We start from the raw sequence: 24,382 nt of genomic DNA, 5'->3' as shown, positions 1-24,382 counted from the left end.
TTATAAGTACATCTCTCCCCCCACCGGACGCTCCCATGCGCTTCTCCCTGCAACTTCTTTCCCTCACTCTCGTCGGCGCTGCTGCTTGCGGGCCGACCTATGTCGTCCAGTCGAGGCCCACTCCCGCGCCGGAGCGTGTGCCCGTGCCGCCGCGTGTGTCGCCGCTCGAGGTCAGCATCGTTCGCGCAGAAGATGGACGAGTCCTGATTCAGACGAGTCGCCCCGCTTACGCCGCGGTCTTCGAGATCGTGCCGGGACGTGGCGTCTCGCTCGTGTACCCGGAGCCGACGCACCCACGCGACGTCGAGCTGACCGGTCTCACCTGGGTCGACGTCTACTGGACGATGCGCTACGACTCCCGCGATCGGCGATTCGCGTCGTACGACACGCGGTACATCTACGCGGTCGCGTCGGACACGCCGCTCCGTTTCGAAGATTCTGATTACGAGCGCGGTGGCCTCGAGCGACGACTCGGATCGACCTTCTTCGCGTCGACTGCCAACGTAACGGTACGCGCGATCTCGCGTGAGTTCGTCCGCGCCCAGCCGGACGAGTGGTGGGGCGAGGACATGTTCTCGGTTTCGATGGCGCCAGCTCGCGTTACCGTCACGATCCGATTTGCCAGGGTGTATTGCCCGGGTGGCAACTACTTCGAGGTGCGCGAGGATCTCGCCAATCACGTGTGGTGCCCACCGCGCACAGTGGCGCGTGGCCGCCCGCCGGTAACGGAAGCGCCGGACTCGGTATTCGGATCGACTGGACATCGCGTGCCGCGGCGGATGGATCCCTCGGCGCGAACGCCCGTCTTCCGCGTCCCTGCGGCGACGGACGTCGGTCACCAGCAGGGCGAGCCCCATAACCCACCGCCACGCAACGTCCCGCCCACCTACCCGCGCTCGCAGCCGAACAACCCGCAGACGCCGGCAACCAATCAGCCGCAAACCCCGCCGCAGAATCAGCCGCCCCAGAACCAGCCGCCGCAGATACCGTCGCCCCCGGCCCAGACTCCGCCGCAGAGCCAGCCGCCGCAGACGCAGCCGCAGGACACGGGCAGCCAGGGCAAGGACCACCAGGACAACGGCCGTCGGGCCCACGGCGATCCGCGCAATGCCGATCCGCGTGGCAATGGCAATGGATATGGGAACGGCGGGCGCAGTCAGCAGCCTTCCACCCAGCCGCCTGCCACAAGTAATCCGTCGTCGCCGTCGCAGTCAAATCCGCAGCCGCAGCAACAGGGCCAGCCGCAAAACCAGCCCGGCAACAATGGGCGTGGGAACGGCAACGGGAACGCCGGCAATGGCAATAACGGCAATAGCGGCAACAACGGCAAGAACGGCAAGAACGCCAACGACGCCAAGCCGCAGCATAACGACGCACCGAAGAACTCTCGGCTCGACGCGATCATGAAGAAGGTGAACCCGCCGCCGTCTCAGAAGCAGGACGACAAAGGCAAGAAGGCCGCGAGCGACTCGACGGACAAAGACAAGAAAAAGCCGTAGAGCGCTGAGGGTAGGCGGTAGTTAAAGGAAAGCCCGTGGGCGACCGCCCACGGGCTTTCCTTTAGCTGCTACCCTCTACGCGCAACCCTTTACTCTGCGCGTCAGTCGCGGTAGGGCGATTCCTCGGGCGCCAACTGGCTCGCGAGCTCGATGAGCATCGGGCTCAGATGCGCGCCATAGCGAAGCAGATGGGTCGCGCGGCTGCGGCGCGCGAGCAGAAACGCGATCGGCGCGAGATCTCGCTTGGCCGCGTTGCAGGTCTTGCACGCGAGGACGAGATTGTCGCGCCGATCGTAGGCGGTCTGACCGCGCCGCGGAGCTACGTGGTCGAGGGTCATCGTTGTCGGCGCGAAGCGCTCACCGCAGTACGCGCAAACCGGTCCGTGCTGCTGAAGGAGCCACCGCCGAGTTTCGGCGTACGCCAGGCGTCCCGTCGGATGCGAAGTGAGCTGCAGCGGTCGGTGGGAGGCACCGCGCTTGGCGCCTTGCTTCCCGCGTCTCCGGCGCCCGCGCTGCGAGCGCGGATGGTCTTCGTCTGGCGACCAGGTGCTGCGATGTTGATGGTGCGACGGACTGCTCGGGAGGGAGCGCTGCTGGGGCCCTTCGTCGCTATAGGGCGAGTCGTGAAAATTTCGAGACAAAACTGAACTGACTGAAGTAAAAAAGGTGCTGCAGAACTATCGATGTGAACCTGACGGCCAACTACGTGGCAAGGTCACCGAACGCGAGCATAAGCTCTGGGGCCGGACAGGTCAACAGTAAAATGTACCCCCAAGGTCCAGCCCTGTGCCTAATTGGTCGGTAGGGGGACCGAGCCGAGGCGTTTCGGGGGCCCCAGGGGACTTCTCGGTCAAAGGGCTCTCGGCGACAGAAGGCTGTTTGCGAAGAATAATAGACGGCGCGCGATCTTCGTGCGCTGATCGGGCAGACGCGTCGGGCTTCGTGCGCCCGCGAATCGCGGTCGCGTCTAGTGAAGTCGCGGTCGTGCCGGGTGAAGTCACGGTCGTGCCGGGTGAAGTCACGGTCGTGTCGAGGGAAACCACGGTCGTGTCGAGGGAAACCACGGTCGTGTCGTGGGAAGCCGCGGTCCTGTCGCGTGAAGTCAGGGTCATGTCGAAGGAAGCCGCGGTCGTGTCATGCGAAGCCACGGTCGTGTCATGCGAAGCCACGGTCGTGTCCTGTGCAGTCACGGTCGTCTCGTGTGCAGTCACGGTCGTGTCGTGAACTGCGGCCGCCGCCTGCAAAAACAATCAGGGTGACTACCAACATTGTCGCGGTCGTGTCATACATTGCCGCGGTCGAGTCCTGCATGGCCGCGGTCGTGTCACACATTGCCGCGGTGCACTCGCTCTGAGCCGACGTCGCCTTCAGTTTTGCGCGCGTCGCCTAACGAAGTGTTCCGGTCGCCCTGCATTTTGTCGCGGACGCCTCACGATTTGGTAGCGATCGCTACCTATGCGGCACCGGCGCGCGAGTTATTGCCGCGGTCGCGTTCAGAGTTGGACCGGTCGCCTTCGAAGTTGGACCGGTCGCTCTTCGATGTGGAACGTTTTCCTTTCTTGGCGGAAGCGCGGCGCAGGCGCGAGGCGTCGTGGCGCTCGCTCAGCTCCTCGATGAAATCGTACCAGAGCGAGCGATCGACGTCGGTGAACAGTTCGACGACGTGCGCCAACTGGGCGCGCAACGAGCGGAACGGGGCCTGGAGGTGGTTGTCGTAGGTCTGCACGCTGATGCCAAGGCGTAGCGCGACGTCGGCCCGTTCCCGTCCCTCGAAGAAGCCTTCTACTAGGGTACGCCCGGCTGTGCCTGGGCCTGACCTTCCGTGTCCTGCGGCTTCGGCCGCAGCTTGAGCTCCTGCCCGAAGTTCCGCGAGAACGCGATGAATACGCCGCGCATCCCGAAGCTTCGCTCGCTCAGTTGCACGACGCTCGCGCTCTGAGTACGCGAACCGAAGGTCATCATGGTGAACGGATCGGCAATGCGCACCGTGAGGCTTCCGCGATCACGCCACAACTTGTGCCGGAACGCAACGTTCATCGACACGAACGCGCTCTGCGACCCGCTTTCCGTCGTGAACGGCGCACGATAGTTGACGAAGAACTGCGCGTCCATCATCGGCGTCAGCTTCCACGTTGCGTTCGCGCGCGTGGACCAGACGAGGGCTTGCGTCGACAGGTTGCCTAACGTGTTCGTGAGGTTCGTCGCATCGCTGGCATAATGATATACGCTGCCGCCCGTGAGCAGAGTGAGCGGGCCGCGCCGAACGTTGAATCGAACCTCACCCCCTCGGATCGTAACGCGCGCTTTCCGGATCCGTACACGACAAAGAGGCCTGCCTAACGGGAGTCTGTTGGCAGGCCTCTTTGTTTTTTCGTCCGGCTTGTCGCGCCCGCCCGGTCGAGGCGCTCGATTATCTCGCCGCCGAGATTACCAGCCTGAAACCATCCGGGTCGCGCAAACGCAGCATCCGCGTTCCGGACACGTCCTGCGGCTCCGAGTCCAATCGGCCGCCTCGCTGCTTGATGGCTTCGGCAAGCGCATCGATGTCCTGTGCGGTCGTGAATTGCAACGTGAAGCCGGCGCCCTTGACGCGATCCCACCCAGTGCCGCCATCGTCCTGACTGAGGAGGATGCGGACGTCGCCAGCCTTGAGCGCGACCGCGTTCAGCTTTCCTCGGTGCTCGAATTTTTCGTCGACGAAGAAGCCGACTTTGTCGCGGTACCACAGGAGGCTTTTCTGAAGATCCTTCACGGCGAGTGACGCCGAGACGCCTCGGGCGCGAAAGGTTTCAGGTTCCGCCCGCTGGGCGAGGCTGTTCGGGATCAAGGGACGTGTGGGCATGAAACCTCGTGAGCGTCAGAGGTGAATCGGTACTCGTCCGACCAGGCCGCGCACGGGACCCGACCGTCGTCGCCATCGAGTGCGTGCCGCGTGCGTTGCCAACTTACATAACGAAGAAACAGGCACAGTAGCGTGGCTCACTTCGAGCACGTGATGGTAATTTGCCCTGTCGTTTCCGTGACTGCGGGTACTAGGGCAGCCCGCCCGATGAGCCAGAGCATTGGAGCGGGCAGTCGAGATTCACGGTTGTCCGCATCGACCCGCAATCATTCATGCAGCGTCCGGAGGCCAACACGAGGTCGGGTTTGCTCTCGCGTCAGGGACAGCGGCTCCTGCAGGCAGGGCGAACTGCCTCACGGGCTTGTCCAGGGCACTCCGGCGCAAGAGACTTTCATCAAGGTGCTCGCGTACTCGTCGGCGCCGACCGGCTTGACCGCGCTCGCGCTGATGCTCTGGGGACTTCGTCTCGACGACAGGATTTCCTAACGTGTCGAAGCTGCGCTTTCGAATTTCAATGTCACTCGACGGGTTCGTCGCTGGCCCGAAGCAGAGCGTCGACAATCCGCTCGGTATCGGCGGAATGCGGCTGCACGAATGGGTCTTTCCCCTCAAGTTCTGGCGCGAGATGCACGGTGAGTCCGGCGGCGCGGTGAACGAGAGCAACCGCGTCGTGGAGGAGTCGGTGGTCAACGTCGGTGCGACGATCATGGGCCGGAACATGTTCGGGGGACATCCTGGTCCGTGGGCGCGCGAGAATCCGTGGATGGGCTGGTGGGGCAGCAATCCGCCGTATCATCATCCGGTGTTCGTGCTCACGCATCACGCGCGCGCGCCGCTCGTGCTCGAAGGAGGCACAACATTCACTTTCGTCACGGATGGGATCGAATCGGCGCTCGCGCAGGCGCGCCGAGCGGCAAAGGGGAAAGACGTGGCTCTCGCGGGCGGCGCGAAGGCCGCCCAGCAGTATCTGAAGGCCGGGACTGTTGACGAAATGCTCATCAGCCAGTCCCCGATTCTTCTCGGCGGCGGCGAGCGCCTGTTCGATGGCATCGACGACATGCACGGTTTGTCGCTGGTCGAGACGGTGGCCGAGCCGAACGTGACGCACTTGAAGTTTGCAAGGAAATGAGCGTTACCCTTGACATCTGAGGGGAGCGCGGGATAGTAGTTCTGTACCCTCAGGAAATGAGGGTAGGGCTAAAGAATAGGGGCTAGAGCGTTGAGCAAATGCTTGCTCGTGCGCAGCGAGCCTCGCATTAGGCCCTCAGCCCTCAGCCCCTTCTCTCCGTGTCCGCCGATCTCGACCTCCTCAAAGGCACCCTCGACGTCATGATCCTCAAGGCCCTGTCATGGGGGCCGATGCACGGCTTCGGCGTCGCGCGCTGGATTCGCACGACAACGGACGAGGTGCTGCAGATCGACGACAGCGCGCTCTATCCCGCACTCCACCGGATGGAGCACCGCGATCTCATCGATGCCGACTGGGCGCTCACCGAGAACAAGCGCCGCGCGAAGTACTATCGGCTCACGACGAAGGGCCGGCAGCAACTCAAGGTTCGGGTCTCGGTCTGGGATCAATACTCGACCGCGGTCTCCAAAGTCATTCACGCCACGCTCCAACCGTCGTGAGGCGCGCCATGCCCGATAGTGCGAAGTGGTATCGGTATCTGCGATTCTGGCGTCCGAACGTCGCTGCCGACGTGGATGACGAACTCGCCTTTCATATCGACGCACGCACCGAGGAGTTGAGCAGATTTGGAATGGAGCGAGCGGCGGCGCGGGCGCAGGCGCTCCGGGAATTCGGCGATGTGGAACGGACGCGCGTCACCCTGCGCGTGATGGACGAGCATCATGCCAGCGTCGCGCAGCGCCTGCGTTTTGCGGCGGACCTGTCGCGAGACGTCCGTGTCGCCTGCCGCGCGCTGGCGCGGACGCCGGGGTTCGTTGCCGTCGTCGGTCTCACATTCGCGTTAGGCATCGGCGTGACGAGCGCGATCTACAGCGTCGTCGACACATACATGTTTCGCCCCTTGCCCGGCGCCCACGGCGCGGCGCTGGTCGTTCTCGGCCGAACGGACAAGGACATCCCGCAGCCGCACGATCTCTCATATGCGGACGCTCGCGACTTTCGCGCCGACACCGCGGTCTTCGCCGACCTCGCGATCTACACGACGCGAATCATCGAGCTGAACACCGATCGTGGCGCCGAGCGACTGTGGGTCGACGAGGCAACGGCGAACTACTTCAGAGTGCTCGGATTGCCGGCATACCTCGGCCGAACCTTCCTCGCCGGTGAAGACGAAGGCGTCATGTCGCATCCAACGATCGTGCTCACGTACAAGGCGTGGAAGGCGCGATTTGCCGGCGACTCGTCGGTTGTGGGCCGCGTGGTTCGCGTCAACGAGCATCCAGTGACGGTTATCGGCGTGATGCCGCCGGCATTTCACGGAATTCGCCCACTCGTCGATATCGACGGCGTCGTCTGCATCAACCAGGTCTGGCCCGCGACCGTCGATCTAGACAACCGTGCATCGATCGGCTTGAGCGTGTTCGCCCTCCTACGCCATGGTGTCTCGCTGAGTCGCGCAAGCGAAGCGTTGCGTCTCGACGCGCGTCGCCTCGAGCGTGCGTATCCAGCGACGAACAAGAACGTAACCGTCGTCGCCGTGCCCGAGCGTTATTCGCGGCCGAGTATCGCGATCTCGAGCCTGACGCCGGCACTCGCGGCGGTATTCATGACGTTGGTGATTCTCGTTTTGCTCGTGGCCTGCGCAAACGTCGCGAGTCTGCTGCTCGCACGCGTCGTCGTGAGGAGTCGCGAGCTGGCGATTCGCGCTGCAATTGGTGCGAGTCAGTGGCGGCTGGTCCGCCAGATACTGGTCGAGTGCTGCGTGCTCGCGTTCGTCGGCGGAGTTGGCGCGGTTGGGGTGGCGTACGCCGCGGTGCGCGGACTAAACTCCATTCACCTGGCGACCGACATCCCGATGCGCTGGGGCGTCGAGCTCGATTGGCGAGTAATTCTGTTCAGCGGGGTCGCGACATTGGCGGCCGCTCTCATTACGGGAATCGCGCCCGCGGCGGCCGCGCGCAGACGCAATCTCAACGACCTGCTCAAGTCGAGTGGAGGGAACTCGCCGCTCGGGGCGCAGCAGCGATTGCGGTCGATGCTCGTCGTCGGTCAGATCGCCGTGTCGGTCGTGGTGCTCGTCGCCGCTGGACTCTTCGCGCGCAGCTCGGCCAATGCGAGCCGGATGACCCTGGGATTCCGATCGGATCATTTACTTATGATGTCCACGGCGCTTCGCCCGCAGACGCACGACAACACGAGCGGCCGCCAGTTCTACGACGAGCTCGTTAGGCGAGTGACGGCGGTCCCCGGCGTGCGATCCGCCGGGATCGCGGAGTTCGTCCCCTTCGGGTACAACCTCGACGTCGCCACGGTGTTTCCGATCGCATCGAGTGTGAACGTGCCAGCGAACGGATTCAGTTATTTCACCAACGTGGTGAGTAGCGAGTACTTCGCCGCGATGGGCATTCCGTTCTTGAGCGGGCGCGCATTCGCCGCTCGTGACGACGAGAATTCGCCGCGCGTCGTGATCGTGAACGACGCGCTCGCGAAGACGCTGTGGCCGGGCGAGCCGGCCGTGGGAAAGCGGCTTCATTTGGATAGCGCAAACGGTTCCATCGTCGAGATCGTCGGCGTCGTTCGAGGGATGCAGGACCTCCTGCCGGGTGAGACGCCGCGGCCGTACGTCTTCCAGCACTTTGGTCAGGTGTATCGCTCGGACATGACGCTGCTCGTGCACACGACGCAGCAGCCGACGTCGCTTGCCGCGCCGGTGCGCGCGATCGTCACCGGTCTGGACGCGACCGCACCGGTCTTCGACGTGCGCACGATGGAGGATCACCTCCGCAACGGGCCGGCGTTCCTGTTCACGCGGCTCGGGTCCGCGTTCTCGGCCGTCTTCGGCGTGCTGGCGTTGGTGCTGGCGAGTATCGGCGTCTATGGCGTCGTGTCGTATTCGGTGGCGCAGCGCACGCGCGAGATCGGGTTGCGGGTCGCGCTCGGCGCGCGCCTAACGAGCGTGCTCCGGCTCGTCGTTGGGCAGGGGATGAAGCTCGCCTGGATCGGGACGGGCGCGGGAGTCTTGCTTTCACTGGCGACGACGGGTGTGCTGTCGTCGATCTTGTTCGGCGTGGCGCCGCGCGATCCGCTGGTGCTCGCAGGCGTGATCGCGAGCCTGATGCTCATCGCGGGCGTGGCGTGTCTCGTACCTGCGTGGCGGGCGACGCGGATCGATCCGCTGATCGCGATTCGGTCGGAGTAATTACATCGGCGATGGGAGCCGAGACTTGCGTCGCACGGCAACCGTACTCCGCGAGGCTGGCTTCGTTCGCACTCGAGCCACAAAAGACTGAGACACGGACACGGCCGTGTCCGGCTTTGTCCGGCCGTGTCCGTGTTCATGGTGTTGATGTATTCTGCACGGGAGCTCTCGGCGGTGACGAGGAGCACGCGTGCTATTCATGACTGTTGAGCATTTCCGAAATAGCGGCCGGGGCGCCGTCGCGGGAATTAGCGTCCGCCGCCGCCGGCAACGCGTGACGAGCCCACACGCCCCCTGGCCGGTTTTCCCGGCGCGACGCCTGGAACGAGGTTCGATCCGCGCACGACGAACGTCCCGTTCACCAGTACGTCAATGATCCCGTCCGAGTACTGCGCCGGCTTCTCGAACGTCGCGCGGTCGACCACCCTTGCAGGATCGAAGACGACAATGTCCGCGTCTGCACCGGCCTGCAGGCGGCCCTTGTGCTTCATCTCCGGATCGACGTGCTCGAGTCGCTTGGCAGGGAGCAGCGTCATCTTCCGCACCGCATCCATGAGCGAGATGACATTTCGCTCACGCACGAAGCGGCCGAGGATGCGCGCGTGCGTGCCCGCGCTGCGCGGGTGGCCGATCGGCTGGCCATTCTGAATCTGGAAACCGCCGTCGCTCGCGACCATCACGTCGCGGTCGCGATATGCCTGGTCGGCGGCGCTGTCTGGGATCATGAAGATCACCGCGAGGCCGCCCTGCTGGCGATACTTGGCGAAGGTCTCGGCCGTTAGGCGCTCGCCGGTCGCGGGCCAGAGAATATTGCTGTAGTCGATCCCCATCCGCTCCTGGAAGCCGGGGTCGAAGATCGCGCTCTGGAGCATCGTCGCGCCGGCAGTGTACGGATACGCTTCCGTCGTGACGTCGAGCCCGCGCGCGCGGGCGCCATCGATGAGTTGCAGCAGGGCGGGCGTCGCGCTCAGGCCCATGCTCGTGACGTGCACGACGTGGAGCGGCGCGCCTGTCGCCGCGGCGTCGGCGATGACCTCCTGGACGCCCGCGATCCCGCCGGCGTTCTCGATCAGTCCCGCCGAGCGAAGGTGGACGAAGATCGGCGCGTGGTGACGCGCGGCGACTCCGAACGCGCCGAGAATCTCCTCGCGCGTCGCCGCCGGCGTATAGTTGATTCCCATGCCGATGCCTAACGCGCCTTCGCTGAGGGCGCCATCGAGACGGCGGTCGAGCTCGGGGAGGCGTGAGCGCTCGATCGGGGAATGCACGAAGTTGCCGGTCGCGCCGATGACGTCCGCGCCTTCGGCCGTCGAATCGTGGTCGAGCATCGCGCGCCGCGCTCCAGGATGGCTGGCGGAGACTCCGAAGTTGATGAGCGACTTGCCGACGCGCTCGGCGTACCACGGCGCGACGGGATACGTCCCGAGCTCCAGCTCGAGCGCCGTTGTTACACCGTCGTGCGCCATGAACTTGTAGTTGATCGAATCCTGGCCGTGAGAGTGCAAGTCGATGAAACCGGGCGCGACGACGAGGCCTTTCGCATCGACCGTATCGCGCGCGGCGGGAACGGTCGTGGTGACGGACACGATGCGCCCGGCCTTGATGCCGACGGCGCGAATGGCGTCGAGGCCGGTCTCGGGGTCGAGCACGCGTCCGCCGACGATCACGACGTCGACGGGCGCGGCGCGCTGGGCCGACACATTAGAAAGCGCTAATGGCAGCGAGAGGGCTACAAGTACAACAGTTAGGCGCATGATGTCGTAACGAGGAAGGAGGTGAATGATCTAACGTACGACGTCCATTCAGCGAACACGAGACCTTGGTCACAGGCGGGGGCCGTGAAGGCTCATGGCCGCCCACCTAGCGCTCACATGCCACGCGGCGTATGGTGGCGGCATGTCCGTCTCACGCCGTGATTGGCTCAAGGCTATCGGCGCCGTTGGCGTCGGCGCGATGGCACCGATCGACCTCGATCTCGGTACCACGCCATCACGACCGCTCACCGTCGAGACGCATCACGCGCCCGGCGATATCGTCGAGCTCTACTCGACGAGCGACGTCTTCACTCCCGCGCGCGGCCGCACGTGGATGAAGTTCAGCTTCGACTTCCCGGAGCCCGCGGTCGTCTTCGGCGATCATAGATTCAGCTTTCTTGTCTTCAGCGACGAGAACACGTACGCCCTCGACCGCTCGCGTATGCGTACGTCGGGCACGGCAGACGCTCTGCAGCTCACGTGTGATGGCTTCGTCTGGGCCGGCGGGCAGGAGCACGCGCCCGGCAAATTGACGGCGACGTTCACTCGCAAGGGGACAACGATCGAGTGGCATGTCAGCGCCGAGATGGAGCGGCCAATCAAATCCGTCACCACGGTCATTCGCGACGTGCCCCGCGGTCTCGTCTCGCTCGGCGGCGGCCAGCTCGTCGACACGAAAGAGGGAGACATCCTCGGCGCCTATCCCTTCGGCGGCGGCGATCTTCACAACTTCGAGAACACGAGCCTGTCTACGCCCGTCGCCGTCGTGCAGGCGGGCGATCAGCGCTTCCTCTACCTAACGGCGCTCGACGCGCATGTCCGGCCCAAACGCTACTATTTCCAGGCTGGGGAGCGCGCCTTTCGCGTCGAAGCCGTCTACGAGCACGACGCGTGGCGCGACGACCGACGCGTCGAAGTACCTGGATGGCGGCTCGGCCAAGCGACGTCGCTCGACGGCGCGATCGCGGTGCACATGGAGCAGATCGAGCGGGCATTCGCATTGCCGGCGTGGGAAACGCGTTCTGATGTTCCGCCATGGCTCCGACAAGTGGCCCTCGTCACGACGCTCCACGGGATGCACTACACCGGCTTCATCTTCAACGATTACGCGCGACAGCTCGAGATCCTGCGGTGGATGGCGACGCAGATCGCACCCGAGAGGGTTCTTGTTTTTCTCTCGTCGTGGGACGGCCGCTATTACTGGGACTATCCGAACTACACGGTGCCCGCCCGCATGGGAGGAGAGACGGGATTTCATCGCTTGATCTCGGAAGCCCGCAAGCTCGGCTTCAGGATGATGCCGATGTTCGGTACGAACGCTGCGAATCGGAAGCAGCCCGTGTGGTCGTCGATCGCCAGTGGAGCGACGTACAAAATCGACGGCGATCAGTACAACATCAATTGGGTAGACTGGAACAACGATCGGCATCAGGACGCGTGGCTCACCTACATGAACCTTGGCGCCGATGCGTGGCGGAATCATCTCGAGGGACGCATCGCGGAGATGATCGAGCGGTATGGCGTCGATGCCTATTTTCTCGACATCGTCGGCGGTCACGTCAATAGCACGACGGGTGACATGCACGAGGGCACGAGGCGCCTGGTCGAGAATCTTAGAGCGAAGTATCCGTCGGTCGCCTGCGTCGGCGAAATGCCGTACGACGCGTTGCATGGCTTTATTCCGATGTACCATGCGGGCAATGGCGTGCGCTGGCACAAGTACTCGCGCTTCTTTCAGCACCTCAGCGCGCCCGCAGCTGGTCGTGGCTCGAGTGGCGTACATGAGTGGGGCTTTAGCAGATTCAATACGGAGACGCTCGGCTTGTCTCCAGCGGCGATTCCGACGTTGCAGGTCGTCGACGACACGTTCACCAAATATCGTGACGTGATGGCGGCGATCATCGCAAAGGCGAAATCGCGCGCCAATATCGCGTGATCATATCGAGCAGGCGACGATGACACATACCGATCGACGTGGCTTCCTGCAAGCGTCCGCTGTAACGGCGGCGGCCGTGGCCCTGGATCCGCGCGCCGCGTTGGGCGCCTCGCCTCGAGCGGCGCCGGCACCGGCGAACGAGCGCGTCATCGCGCATCCCGTGGCGTTGAGCAAAGTGAGAATCATCGGTGGCCCGCTCAAGCGTGCACAGGAAGCCGACATGAAGTACCTGCTCGAGCTCGAGCCCGACCGAATGATGGCGTTCTACCGCACCCATGCGGGCCTTACGCCGAAAGCCAAGCCGTATGGCGGCTGGGATGGCCCGGGGCGCAATCTCACGGGTCACGTCACCGGTCACTATCTCTCGGCGGTCAGTTTGATGTACGTCGCCACCGGCGACACACGCTTCAAGCAGCGCGCCGACTATCTCGTCCACGACCTGGCCGAGGTGCAGAAAAAGAATCGCGATGGCTATCTGAGCGCGCTCGAGGGCGGACGCGAAGCCTTCGCGAAGCTCTCGCATGGCGAGATCAAGTCGGCCGCGTTCGACCTGAACGGGCTCTGGTCTCCCTGGTACACGCTACACAAGACGTTCGCGGGACTCCGCGACGCCTATCGCCACACGGGCAATCACACGGCGCTCGAGGTCGAGACGCGATTCGCCGAGTGGGCGCGCGGAGTCCTCACGCCGCTCGATGACGCCCAGGTTGCGCGCATGCTCAACACGGAGCACGGTGGGATGAACGAAGTGCTCGCCGATCTCGCCGTGGATACGGGCGATCAGCGTTGGCTGGCGCTCTCGCGACGCTTCGAGCACCATGCGTTCACCGATGCGCTCGCCCGTCATCAGGACAACCTTCCGGGCAAGCACGTCAACTGCCAGATCCCCAAGCTCATCGGCGCGGCGGCGCGCTACGAGTACGCCGGCGACGCCAGAGATTTCGAGATTGCCTCGTTCTTCTGGGATCGGGTTGCGCAGCACCACAGGTACGCGACGGGTGGTCAGGGGCTCGACGAGTACTTCGGTTATCCGGACCAGTTCAGCAGGCGCGTCGATGGGCGAGCCTGCGAGTCGTGCTGTGTTTATAATATGCTCAAGCTCACGCGCCAGCTCTTCGCGATGCGGCCGGACGCATTCTACGCCGACTATCACGAGCGCATGCTGTTCAACCACGCGCTCGCTTCGTTCGACCCGGATGGCGTGCGGATGTCGTACATGGTGCCCGTCGGGCGCGCCGAACAGCAGGAGTATCAGGAAATGTTCGACGACTTCACCTGTTGCATGGGTACGGGCATGGAGAATCACGCCCTCCATGGCGACGGGATCTACTACGAGTCGCCCGACACCGTGTGGGTGAACCTCTTTGCGCCATCGACGGCCGAACTGCGGAACGGGATGAAGGTTGCCATGGACAGCTCCTTCCCCGACGGTGATCAGACGACGATCCGCCTAACGGGGCACGCGGCGCGCCCGTTCGCATTGGCGGTGCGTCGTCCTGGCTGGGCTGGCGATGCCTTCGTGATTCGCGTCAACGGGGAGCGTGTCGACGTGCCGACGCTCGCGAGTCTGCGGCCCGGCGGCGCGGGCGGGCGCGACCTCGGGCTGGACGCTGGACAGCTGCCGCCCAGCTCCTACGTGACGATCGAGCGCCCTTGGAAGGCAGGGGACACCATCGACCTCAAGATTCCCAAATCGCTACGACTCGAACCGACAGCTGACGACTCGTCGGTGGCGGCGATCATGTGGGGGCCGCTCGTGCTGGCAGCCGATCTCGGACCGCGACGCGAGCGTGGAGACAAGACACCACGTCCGGCCCCGCGCGCGCTCGTCACCGGTGGACGACCGCTGGATCAGTGGGTTACGCCGGGTACGAACGTTGGCGACTTTCGAATCGCGAAGCTCGGTCGGTCAATCGCCGAACCTAACGATGCGGCGATTGACAGGGCGCTTGCGCCCTTCTATCGAACGCACGGACGAACGTACAGCATCTACCACGATATCCTCACCGAGTCGGAGTTTGCCGCGCGCGTCGCGGCACGCGCCGCCGAGACGGAGCACGAGCGTCGTCTCGAGCAGGCGACGGTGGCCTTCGTCCAGCCAGGCGATCCCGCGGCGGAACAGAGATTCGGCTATCGCAGCGAGCCCGCGGATCGGACGGTGACGCGCACGAATGGTCGGAGCGGACGAGGAGGCCCCGGCTGGTTCTCCTTCGACGTGCCGGTGGAGTCCGGCGCGGAGCAGTCGCTCGTCGTGACGTACCACAACGACCTCGGGCTTCCGGTGCTCGCAAACTTCGACATTGAGGTCGACGGTTCGACGCTCACGCACTACGCAGCAAATCGAGCAGCGACCAGTTTCTGGAGCGAGACGTACGTCGTTCCGCCGGCACTCGTCGAGGGAAAGAGCAAGGTGACGGTGCGCTTCCAGGCGGCCGCCGATGGTCGGGTCGCGCCGGTCTACGGTCTGCGCGTGATCCGAGCGAAAACTGCCTGAATGGGCGTGCACGCCCCACGCGCGCCGGCCGTGATCGTCGTTGTCGGAGCGTCCGGAGCGGGGAAGACGACCCTCGTCAGGCATCTCGAGCGGCGCGGCCTGTCGGGAGTCGGCTGCTATTACTTCGACACGATTGGAGTGCCATCGAACGAGGAGATCGTCTCGCGATTCGGGGATGGACTCGGCTTCCAGGAGTGGGCGTTGGACGAGTGGCTGGAGCGCCTAACGCGCAACGAGGACCGCGTGCGCGTGGCCGTCCTCGATGCACAAGTTCGGCCGACTAGCGTCCAGGAAGTTTTACGGCGTCATCGAGTCGAGCGAGGTCAAGCGGTGCTCGTGGACTGCGAGTACTCGACGCGCAACGCCAGACTGCGCGATGCACGCGGCCAGCCCGAGCTCGCAACCGCGAACATGGATGCCTGGGCCGCCTACCTCCGCGGCCAGGCTGACGCATTGCACATACCGATCATCGACACGACCACGACAACTATCGAAGACGCAGTGAACGCGCTGAATGAGCTCGTGGCGAATCTCCTGTCTGATTAGTAGGCTATAACGACAATGAATTGCCTCGCCGCACTCGGACTCGTCGCCCAACTCCTTCGGCCAGACACGGGCCTCACGCACGGCATCGCGACGGCCGACTCCGTGATCCAGGCTGCAGTCGGCCACACGATTCCCGGCGCCGTGCTCGTCGTCTCTCACAATGGCCAACTCGTTCACGAAGGGGCCTTCGGCTGGGCTCAGTTGAACGACTTCGAAGGGCATCACCTGCCGAATCCCAGGCCGATGCACACGTCGACGCTCTTCGACCTCGCGTCCGTGACGAAAGTGATGGCGACGACGATGGCGGTGATGATGCTCGCGAGCGAAGGCCGGATCGACGTCGACGCGCCCGTCTATCGCTATCTTCCCGACTTCCGCGGCGTGCACCTCGACAGCATCACCGTTAGGCACCTCTTGACGCACTCGGCCGGCCTGGTGCAATGGCAACCGCTCTACTATCACGCGTCCAACGAGCACCAGACGTATGATGTCATCCGCCAGATGCCCCTCGAGTGGGGCGTCGGCGAGGCGCGCCACTACAGCGACCTTGGATTCATGCTCCTCGGCTACATCGTCGAGCGTGTCACGGCTCAGCCACTGGATCGGTACGTTGCCGAGGCACTGTACCAACCGCTTGGGCTGCGATCGACGACATTCCTGCCGAAGCAACACGGCTTCTCCGACTTTGCGGCGACGGAGCAGGGAAATGGCTACGAGCACCACATGGTGTTCGACTCCACGTTTGGCTATCGCTATCGCGGCGATCCAACGGCGTGGAACGGGTGGCGTGAGTATGTGCTCAACGGCGAGGCCGACGACGGCAACTCGTGGTACGCGAATGGCGGCGTCGCTGGGGACGCAGGCCTGTTCTCGACGGCCAGCGCGTTACGCGTACTGATCGACCTATTGCTCGCGCATGGGCGTGCGAATGGCCGGCAATACATCCGGCCGGAGGTCATCGACCGTTTTCTAACCCGTGATCGGTATCAGAACTTTCTGGGATGGATGTCACCTAACGAGTTGCCGCCTGGGAGCTTCAGCCATACGGGCTTCACGGGGACGTACGTGCTTGGCGTGCCGAAATATGGTCTCTCGATCGTCCTGCTCACCAATCGTCAGAACCTGGGAACGGACGCGCGCGGCTACTTCCCGGACGTTGGTCCGCTGCAAGCCGCTGTTGCGCGCGCCATCGTCGCGGGTGCAGAACCGGATAGCCGGCGGGTGCCGGGCGACCTCCTGCGACGCGGCGACAGAGTGCGCGTGCTCGCGCCGGCGGCCGGTGTACCCTGGCCCGCCGAGGCGAGGCTCGATTCGCTCAGCGATGACACCGTTTTTCTCCGGCGCATGAGCGAGCCACCGTCGATGCGTCTGCTGGCACGAGTAGCCATACCAACGGCGAGCGTGGCGCGGCTCGAGGTGCCGTACAGCGGGAAGTCGCGATGGGATCACGCGAGAGTCGGCGCGCTCGTGGGATTGGGAGCGTACCTCCTTGCCGCCACGGCGTGGATCGTTCACGAGGAGGCCACGTGCACGGGACCGGAGTGTTTCGGCGAGGGATTCGCATGGATCGGGTTGGTCGATGGTGTGCCAACATCAGCGGCGATCGGCGCGGGCATTGGATTCGTCTTACCCGTTAGGCACTGGCGTGAGATCAGGATTTTGAGGCCACAATGAGGATTCTCATTCGAGGGCATCCGAGGCCGACCGAGGCGACCGACGTCGGTTCGCGACTTGGTCTCGTCATCGCCATCATACTGGTCGTCGGCGATATTTCGAGTGGCCTAGTCCAGGGCGCTGCTCTTGTGCCTTCGATTGGCCGGACGCGCTGGCTCGCGGAGAGACTTTTTCTATTCGACCCGAGTATTCTGGGCGGTGTCGTTTTCGCCGAGGCGGCCGCCGTGATCCTGCGGTGGCGTCGTCCAAACGGCAGCCTGGTTGCCGATCTCGGACAAAGAGTTCATGCTCGTGAGCGCCGAAGCTCTCGATGACGACTGCGAGGCCGCTGTGAGGCGCGCACACCTCGCAACGTCCGACCGCGCCCATGCCCGCACGCCTCGATGAAGCACCGCTGCCGCAGCGCGGCCGTCGTCTCCCTGATCCTCGTCGCTGTCTGCGCAGCCGTCGTGTTCGCGCGGCGGTATCGACCGCCACCGGTTCGCGCGTCGAACGCTGTCGGCGATGCGACCTGTCTCTCCTGCCATCGCGAGAAGGCGAGCTTCGAGGAAACCGCGCATCGTCTGACCTCACAGCTTCCGTCGCGGGCCGCGATCGAGGGCAGCTTCAGCGCCGGCGAGAACGTGCTCCAGACCGCGAATCCGCAATTGCACTACCGCATGGATTCGATGGCGCGCGGCTACTACGAGACCGCCGTGTCAGGGCGCGCGCCAGATACCACGAGCCAGACGGCGCGCATCGACATCGTCACCGGCGTGCGCAAAGGGCAGTCGTACCTCTACTGGCAGGGCGACCAGCTGTATCAGCTTCCCGTCTCGTCCTGGCGCGGGATCGGCTGGATCAACAGCCCGGGATATCGAGATGGCGTGGCCAACTTCGATCGGCCCATCGCGCCGCGCTGCGTGGAGTGCCACGCGACGCGACTCGAGCCGGTCGCCGATGCGCGACGCACGAATCGCTATCGCCTAACGAGCACGATGCTGGGCATCGGCTGCGAGACCTGTCACGGCGCGGGCCGAATGCACGCGGCGCGCGAGCGTTCGCCACTGCGTGTCGTGCCGACGGCGGTGCTGTCGTCCGCGATCATCAATCCGGCGCGCTTTTCTCGCGGCCAGCGGCTGGACGCCTGCGCCCTGTGCCACGCCGGACTTGGAACGCTCAAGACGCCGGCGTTCTCTTTCCTGCCCGGGCAACGACTCGAGCAACACCTCGATCTGCCCATGCCGACATTCGGCGGCACGCCCGACGTTCACGGCAATCAGCTCGAGCTGCTCATCCGGAGCCGTTGCTTCCAGAAGTCGCAGATGACCTGCGCCACCTGCCACAACGTGCATGAGACCCAGCGCGACGTCGCATCCCTTTCGGGGCGTTGCCTCAGCTGCCACACCGTCCAGAGCTGCGGCCTCTACCCGGAGCGCGGCAACGCCCTCGTTGGACGATGCGTCGACTGCCACATGCCGCTCGAGCCATCGAACGTGATCATCTCCAGCCACAACGGCCAGCGGGAACAACCGCTTGTGCGAACGCATTGGATCAGGGTCTATCCGCGGACCATAGGCCGCTGAGGTGTCGCCGCCCGCTGGCGGGCGGCGCGTTTCGAGGACATCATTGGGCCGCTTTCAGTGAGCGAGTCCATGCCGACACGACGCGGGTTCGGAGGCGGGCGCAGCTCCTCGACCGTCCACCGTTGCCTAACGGGCATCGTCGTTGTCGCGTCGCTGTCCCATGCGCGCCCTACGAGTCGAGTGACCGGCCCCTCATCGAACGCGATTGGCATCTTCGACTCGCAGTCTGACGTAGGACGCGCGCGCCGCGGCTCCGCGTCCTACGACTCGCGCACGCAGGCGTACGCCATTGCCGGCTCGGGTCAGAACATGTGGAACGACCGCGACGACTTTCATTTCGTCTGGAAGCGGCTCAGCGGAAATTTTATCCTCTCCACTCGCACGCGCTTTGTGAGTACGGGCGTCGAGGCGCATCGGAAGATCGGTTGGACGATCCGGCCATCGCTCGCGCCGAATGCACCGCACGTCACGGCCGCGATGCATGGTGATGGTCTGATGTCGCTCCAGTTTCGGCGTACCGATGGCGGCGTTACCGAGGAGCTAAAATCGGCCGACAGCCTGCCGAATGCCGACGCCGTCATTCAGCTCGAGCGACGCGACGGCGTCTATCTCATGTCCGTCGGACGTTTCGGCGACACGCTGACAACCGAACAGCTCACTGGCGTCACCTTGCCCGACACCCTGTACGTGGGGCTGTTCGTGTGCGCGCACAACGACACGGTCGTCGAGCGAGCCGCGTTCACCAACGTGCGCATCACAATCCCGGCACCACCGACTCTCGTTCCCTACCGCGATTACCTCGCGAGCAACCTCGAGGTCCTCGACCTAACGACTGGTAATGCGACGATCGTGCATCACTACGACGGCTCATTCCAGGCGCCCAATTGGACGCACGACGGCAAGGCGCTCATCTACGCGCAGGAAGGCCGGCTCTATCGGTTCGACCTGGCGACGCGACAGCCGCACGTGATCAACACCGGCTTCGCGACACGGAACAACAACGATCACGTGCTCTCCTTCGACGGCCAAATGCTGGCGATCAGTCATCACGCGGCCGAAGACAGTGGTGCATCGATCGTGTACACCGTGCCGACGACTGGTGGTATCCCGAAGCGGATTACCGCGAAGGGTCCGTCTTACCTGCACGGCTGGTCCCCTGACGGGCGCTGGCTCGTCTTCACCGGCCAGCGCGACAAGGAGTTTGACGTATACAAGATCCCCAGCGCCGGCGGCGACGAGATACGCCTAACGTCTGCCCCCGGTCTCGACGACGGCCCCGAGTTCACGCCCGACGGCGCGTACATCTATTTCAACTCCTCGCGCACGGGCCGCATGCAGATCTGGCGCATGCGCCCGGACGGCAGCGCGCAGCAACAAATCACGAACGACGACTTCAACAACTGGTTCCCACACATTTCACCCGACGGGAAGTGGATCGCGTACGTCTCCTTTCTGCCGGATGTCGCCGCGGAGGATCATCCTTTCTACAAGCACGTGCTTCTGCGATTGATGCCGATCGATGGCGGTGCGTCGCGGGTGATCGCATACGTGTACGGAGGGCAGGGAACGATCAACGTGCCGTCGTGGTCCCCTGATGGCAGGCGGTTGGCGTTCGTCAGCAACACGGGAGCTCCATGACCATGGATTCTGATCTCGTCTCTCGGCGTCTGTTTCTGCTCACCTCGTCATCGGCAGCATTGGCTCCGTTCCTGCTTGGAGCGAGCACCCGCGCACTACTTGCGGTCTATCGTCAGGCAACGAGCGCCTCGCCCCCGCCGGGCTTTTTCACTCCGGCGCAATTGGCTGTGATTGAAGCCGCGGCGAATCGGATCTTCCCGGCCGTCGACGATCAGCCGAACGCGGGTGCGATGCACGCGCCGCAGTTCATCGACCTCGCGCTGCAGCAAGCGATGGTCGAGGCTCGCAAGCCATATCTCGACGGCATCAAGTCGCTTGAGGCGACGACGAAGAAGCTCTACCCGCGCTCCGCGGGTTTCGCCTCCCTCGACGAGTCGCAGCAGGACAAGGTGCTCACGGCAACGGAAAAGACGCCGTTCTTCGGCATGCTGAGCGCGCACACGGTCGTCGCATGCTTCGCCGACCCGAAGTACGGTGGGAACTCTGACGAAAGCGGCTGGAAGCTCATCGGGCTCGAGCATCACGGGGCATTCGCGCCGCCCTTCGGCTACTACGATCGCGACACGCCAGACGTCTCCAACGCACCAGCCACGCCGTCGGCCCTCGCGCCCACCTTCATGCAGGCGGGGAGTACGTCCGCCGCTCGTTATGCGCCCGAGACCGACGTCGACTTCGTGATCGTCGGGTCCGGCTTTGCGGGTGGATCGATTGCGTGGACCCTCGCCCGCGCGGGATACAAGGTCGTCGTTTTCGAGCAAGGGCCGTATCTCACGGAGAAGGACTTCCGGCATGACGAATTTGGAAACTTCATGCTGAATGAGTTGACGAACGATCCGAAGAAGAGCCCGCAGACCTTCCGTAAGACATCGAAGGAGAAGGCGCAGACGGGACTGCACGTCATCTACGGACGTTGCGTCGGCGGCAGCTCGGTGCATTTCACAGCCAACTTCTGGCGCTTCCGTGAGATCGACTTCAAGGAGCGCAGCGCGCTCGGGCCGATGGCCGGAACTGGATTCGCCGATTGGCCAATCACCTACGGGGATCTGGAGCCGTACTACACGCGCGCCGAGCAGGTGCTCGGAATCTCGGGCGACAGCAGTGCCAATCCCTTCGAGCCGCCGCGCTCGGCGCCGTTACCGCTCCCGCCACTTCCGGTGAAGTCGTCAGGTGTGTTGTTCGAGGGCGCGGCGCGCAAGCTTGGCTGGCATCCATTCCCAGCGCCGATGGCGGTGATTTCGCGACCGCATCGGGGTCGCGTAGCCTGTCAGCATTGCGGCTTTTGCGAGGGCTACGGCTGCGAGTATGGGGCCAAATCGAGCGCGCTCGCGACAGTCGTTCGCGAGGCCGAGGCGACAGGAAACTGCGACATCCGCACAAGCTCCTACGTTCGTAAAATTGAAACTGACAAGGCAGGACGTGCCGTCGGCGTCCTCTACTTCGATCAGGATGGAAAGGAGCACCTACAGCGCGCGAAGGCTGTTGTCGTCAGTGCCAATGGCGCCGAGACGCCCCGACTCCTGCTGCTCTCGAAGTCGAATCTCTTTCCGAACGGGCTCGCCAACTCCAGCGGTTACGTCGGCAAGCACCTGATGTTCAACGGCAACGTCATCGCAACCGGCATCTTCGAGCACGAGCTCAACGAGTGGAAGAGCGTGCAGCCAAGCCGCGTGATCTGGGATTTCTACGAGGCGGATCTCAAGCGGGGGTTCTACGGCGGCGGTGGCATGGACAGCCGCTTCGGGCCGCTCGGTCCGATCGACGCTGCATTCTCATCGGTGCCGCATGAGGGCAAGCACTGGGGCGCCGAGTATGCCAGGGCCGTTAGGCATAATTTCAGCCATCGCATGGACGTGTTCGGACACAGCACGTCGCTCCCGGTTCCGACGAATGGCATCGAGCTCGATCCGCAGCTCAAGGACGGCTGGGGCGTGCCCGCGCTCCGCGTCACCTACCGCGATCACTCCGACGACGTAAAGACGATGGGATTCTTCCGCGAGCGCGCGCTCGAGCTGCTCGAGGCAGCGGGTGCGGTGCAGAAGTGGGGAGCCCCGGTAGAGGAGCAGACCGTCGGCGTGCACCTGCTCGGGACGTGCCGTATGGGCGATGACCCAAAGACCTCCGTGATCGATCGTAGCCATCGCGCGCACGACGTCAAGAATTTGTTCCTGTGCGATGGGAGCAGCTTCGTCACGTCGGGACGCGGACAGCCCACGGAAACGATCGCGGCCCTGGGATTCCGCGCTGGCGATCTCATCGCGGAGGCCGCGCGGCGGGGGGAGATCTGAAGTCGTTAGGTATTTGTCTCACTGTCGTGGGACTGGCCGCGTGTGCTGCAGTGCGCGTCGCGGCGCAGTCGCCGCAGCGTACGTACGCGAACCCGATCGACATCGATTACCGGTACAACTTCGAGCAGCACAACGAAGGAATCTCGTATCGCTCCGGTGCAGACCCGGTGATCGTGGTCCAGCGCGGCGCGTACTACCTCTTCGAAACGCTCGGCGACGGCTACTGGACGTCCCGCGACCTCGGCAGCTGGCGTCACATCACGCCGACACGCTGGCCGATCACCGATGTCGTCGCGCCGGCGGTTCTGTCGGTCCGCGATACGATCTATCTCCTGCCGGCCACGACGCGTCCCTTGCCGATTCTGATGCTCACGCAACCGGCGACAGGACGCGTGGAGTTTTACAATCGCTTATTGCCCTGGTTGCCGATGGCACGCGAGACCGAAGCGGCGACGTTCGCGAAACCAGACTCGGTGCAGCCCGGGCCCTGGGACCCGCAGTTCTTCTACGACGAGGACACCGACCGCTGGTTTCTCTACTGGAACTCGTCGAATGTCTACCCGCTGGACGTGATCGAGCTCGACAAGACCAAGCAGCTTGCGTACAAGGGCACTCCGCACTGGCTCTTTGGCCTCGTTCCGGAAAAGCACGGGTGGGAGCGGTTCGGCCGCGATCATCGCGACACGACGATCAAGCCGTTCATCGAAGGCGCCTGGATGACGAAGCACGGCGGGCGATATTATCTACAGTACGGCGCCCCAGGCACGGAGTATAACGTCTACTCAACTGGCACCTACGTCGCCGACGAGCCAACGGGTCCGTTCACGTACGCACCTTACAATCCGATCGCCTACAAGCCTGGCGGATTCGTCCAGGGCGCTGGGCACGGCAACACGTTCCAGGACGTCTACGGCAACTGGTGGAACACCGGCACGCCCTGGATTGGCGTGAATTGGAATTTCGAGCGCCGCATTGGCCTTCATCCGGCAGGTTTCGACGCTGATGGGCAGCTCTACGTCGATACGCGCTTCGGCGACTTTCCGCACTGGCTGCCGACGAGTCGTTGGCAGCGGAGCGACGCGCTATTTACGGGCTGGATGCTCCTGTCTTATCGCAGCCGAGTCACGGCGTCTTCGGCGCGCGACAGCTTCCCGGCGAGCGCCGTTACGGACGAGAATCCGCGCACGTTCTGGGTCGCGCGTACGAATCGCCCGGGCGAATGGCTGACGATCGATCTCGGACGCCGGCTCGACGTGAAGGCGATCCAGGTGAACTACGCAGATTATAAATCGGGACTCTACGGCACCGACTCGACCGTCTACACCCAGTTCAGGCTGAAGATCTCGAGCGATGGTGCGCACTGGCGAACGGTGGCCGACCTGTCGAAGGAACGACGCGACCGGCCGAACGCGTACATCGAGCTGCCAAGTCCAGCGCGCACGCGATTTGTCCGCTACGAGCACATCCACGTCGGCGCGGCGAACCTGGCGATCAGCGACATTCGCGTATTCGGCAACGGCACCGGCCCTGAACCGCCGACGCCCGGACGCCTAGCGGCGCGCCGCGCCGCCGACGAACGGGACGCGACCATCACCTGGCACGCTGTTCCCGACGTGGTCGGCTACAACATCCGCTGGGGCATTGCGCCGTCGAAGCTGTACCAGACCTACCAGCGGTTCGCCGATGAAGGCACAACCCTCGATTTGCGCGCCCTCACCGTTGGCCAGGCGTACTGGGTCGCGGTCGAGAGCTTCGATGAGAACGGGGTGTCGGCACTCAGTGTACCCGTACCTATCCGTTGACGCTGGTAGGCTGGCCGGC

Annotated in this window: 19 protein-coding genes; 14 read left to right on the top strand and 5 right to left on the bottom strand. The window is 64.1% G+C overall.

Features of this window, described 5'->3' with window-relative positions; translation table 11 throughout:
- Positions 1 to 35: 35 nt before the first annotated feature.
- Positions 36 to 1,499, top strand: coding sequence for a hypothetical protein (locus VGH98_22110; GenBank protein HEY2378692.1), 1,464 nt, complete (start codon positions 36 to 38; stop codon positions 1,497 to 1,499).
- Positions 1,500 to 1,600: 101 nt separating this feature from the next.
- On the opposite strand, the gene VGH98_22105 is transcribed toward VGH98_22110, so the two are convergent.
- Positions 1,601 to 2,140: an HNH endonuclease signature motif containing protein gene (locus VGH98_22105; protein HEY2378691.1), complete on the bottom strand. Its 540-nt coding sequence runs from the start codon at positions 2,138 to 2,140 to the stop codon at positions 1,601 to 1,603.
- Positions 2,141 to 2,441: 301 nt separating this feature from the next.
- Between VGH98_22105 and VGH98_22100 the strand changes: the two genes are divergently transcribed.
- A complete protein-coding gene (locus VGH98_22100; protein HEY2378690.1) occupies positions 2,442 to 2,723 on the top strand; it encodes a hypothetical protein in 282 nt (93 codons plus the stop codon).
- A gap of 229 nt (positions 2,724 to 2,952) precedes the next feature.
- Here the strand turns inward: VGH98_22100 and VGH98_22095 are convergent, their stop codons facing one another.
- From VGH98_22095 to VGH98_22085, 3 genes are all read right to left on the bottom strand, one after another.
- Positions 2,953 to 3,225, bottom strand: a complete 273-nt coding sequence (locus tag VGH98_22095) for a hypothetical protein (protein HEY2378689.1) — start codon at positions 3,223 to 3,225, stop codon at positions 2,953 to 2,955.
- A 59-nt stretch (positions 3,226 to 3,284) separates the two neighbouring features.
- Positions 3,285 to 3,743, bottom strand: coding sequence for an outer membrane beta-barrel protein (locus tag VGH98_22090; GenBank protein HEY2378688.1), 459 nt, complete (start codon positions 3,741 to 3,743; stop codon positions 3,285 to 3,287).
- A 166-nt stretch (positions 3,744 to 3,909) separates the two neighbouring features.
- The gene (locus tag VGH98_22085) at positions 3,910 to 4,341 is read right to left on the bottom strand and encodes a VOC family protein (protein HEY2378687.1); all 432 of its coding nucleotides are present in this window, start codon (positions 4,339 to 4,341) and stop codon (positions 3,910 to 3,912) included.
- Positions 4,342 to 4,828: 487 nt separating this feature from the next.
- On the opposite strand from VGH98_22085, the gene VGH98_22080 reads away from it, so the two are divergent.
- The 3 genes from VGH98_22080 to VGH98_22070 all read left to right on the top strand — a co-directional run bounded on the left by VGH98_22080 (position 4,829) and on the right by VGH98_22070 (position 8,669).
- Positions 4,829 to 5,470, top strand: a complete 642-nt coding sequence (locus VGH98_22080) for a dihydrofolate reductase family protein (GenBank protein ID HEY2378686.1) — start codon at positions 4,829 to 4,831, stop codon at positions 5,468 to 5,470.
- Between the two features lie 158 nt (positions 5,471 to 5,628).
- Positions 5,629 to 5,970: a PadR family transcriptional regulator gene (locus VGH98_22075; GenBank protein HEY2378685.1), complete on the top strand. Its 342-nt coding sequence runs from the start codon at positions 5,629 to 5,631 to the stop codon at positions 5,968 to 5,970.
- 8 nt (positions 5,971 to 5,978) lie between these two features.
- Positions 5,979 to 8,669: an ABC transporter permease gene (locus tag VGH98_22070; protein HEY2378684.1), complete on the top strand. Its 2,691-nt coding sequence runs from the start codon at positions 5,979 to 5,981 to the stop codon at positions 8,667 to 8,669.
- A 248-nt stretch (positions 8,670 to 8,917) separates the two neighbouring features.
- On the opposite strand, the gene VGH98_22065 is transcribed toward VGH98_22070, so the two are convergent.
- The gene (locus tag VGH98_22065) at positions 8,918 to 10,423 is read right to left on the bottom strand and encodes an amidohydrolase family protein (protein ID HEY2378683.1); all 1,506 of its coding nucleotides are present in this window, start codon (positions 10,421 to 10,423) and stop codon (positions 8,918 to 8,920) included.
- A 142-nt stretch (positions 10,424 to 10,565) separates the two neighbouring features.
- Here VGH98_22065 and VGH98_22060 point away from each other — a divergent pair, with 142 nt between their 5' ends.
- The 9 genes from VGH98_22060 to VGH98_22020 all read left to right on the top strand — a co-directional run bounded on the left by VGH98_22060 (position 10,566) and on the right by VGH98_22020 (position 24,363).
- Positions 10,566 to 12,359 (top strand): hypothetical protein, encoded by a 1,794-nt coding sequence (locus tag VGH98_22060; GenBank protein ID HEY2378682.1) that lies wholly within the window; start codon positions 10,566 to 10,568, stop codon positions 12,357 to 12,359.
- Between the two features lie 19 nt (positions 12,360 to 12,378).
- The gene (locus VGH98_22055; GenBank protein HEY2378681.1) at positions 12,379 to 14,853 is read left to right on the top strand and encodes a glycoside hydrolase family 127 protein; all 2,475 of its coding nucleotides are present in this window, start codon (positions 12,379 to 12,381) and stop codon (positions 14,851 to 14,853) included.
- Positions 14,854 to 15,399 (top strand): AAA family ATPase, encoded by a 546-nt coding sequence (locus VGH98_22050; GenBank protein ID HEY2378680.1) that lies wholly within the window; start codon positions 14,854 to 14,856, stop codon positions 15,397 to 15,399.
- A gap of 15 nt (positions 15,400 to 15,414) precedes the next feature.
- Positions 15,415 to 17,073: a serine hydrolase gene (locus tag VGH98_22045; protein HEY2378679.1), complete on the top strand. Its 1,659-nt coding sequence runs from the start codon at positions 15,415 to 15,417 to the stop codon at positions 17,071 to 17,073.
- Positions 17,070 to 17,387 (top strand): hypothetical protein, encoded by a 318-nt coding sequence (locus VGH98_22040; GenBank protein HEY2378678.1) that lies wholly within the window; start codon positions 17,070 to 17,072, stop codon positions 17,385 to 17,387. Before VGH98_22045 ends, VGH98_22040 begins: the two co-directional genes overlap by 4 nt.
- A gap of 69 nt (positions 17,388 to 17,456) precedes the next feature.
- Positions 17,457 to 18,638 carry a multiheme c-type cytochrome gene (locus VGH98_22035; protein HEY2378677.1) on the top strand — a complete coding sequence of 394 codons (1,182 nt, stop codon included), beginning with the start codon at positions 17,457 to 17,459 and terminating at the stop codon, positions 18,636 to 18,638.
- 69 nt (positions 18,639 to 18,707) lie between these two features.
- Positions 18,708 to 20,276: a hypothetical protein gene (locus VGH98_22030; GenBank protein HEY2378676.1), complete on the top strand. Its 1,569-nt coding sequence runs from the start codon at positions 18,708 to 18,710 to the stop codon at positions 20,274 to 20,276.
- Positions 20,273 to 22,561, top strand: a complete 2,289-nt coding sequence (locus tag VGH98_22025) for a GMC family oxidoreductase (protein HEY2378675.1) — start codon at positions 20,273 to 20,275, stop codon at positions 22,559 to 22,561. The genes VGH98_22030 and VGH98_22025 overlap by 4 nt, the downstream gene beginning before the upstream one ends.
- Complete coding sequence (locus VGH98_22020) at positions 22,444 to 24,363, top strand: discoidin domain-containing protein (GenBank protein ID HEY2378674.1); 1,920 nt, start codon at positions 22,444 to 22,446, stop codon at positions 24,361 to 24,363. Before VGH98_22025 ends, VGH98_22020 begins: the two co-directional genes overlap by 118 nt.
- Positions 24,364 to 24,382 lie beyond the last annotated feature (19 nt).

Source organism: Gemmatimonadaceae bacterium (genome assembly GCA_036496605.1).
Taxonomy (GTDB): Bacteria; Gemmatimonadota; Gemmatimonadetes; order Gemmatimonadales; family Gemmatimonadaceae; genus AG2.
Note: the sequence above shows the minus strand (reverse complement) of the source record. Positions and strands in the feature narration are given on the sequence as shown.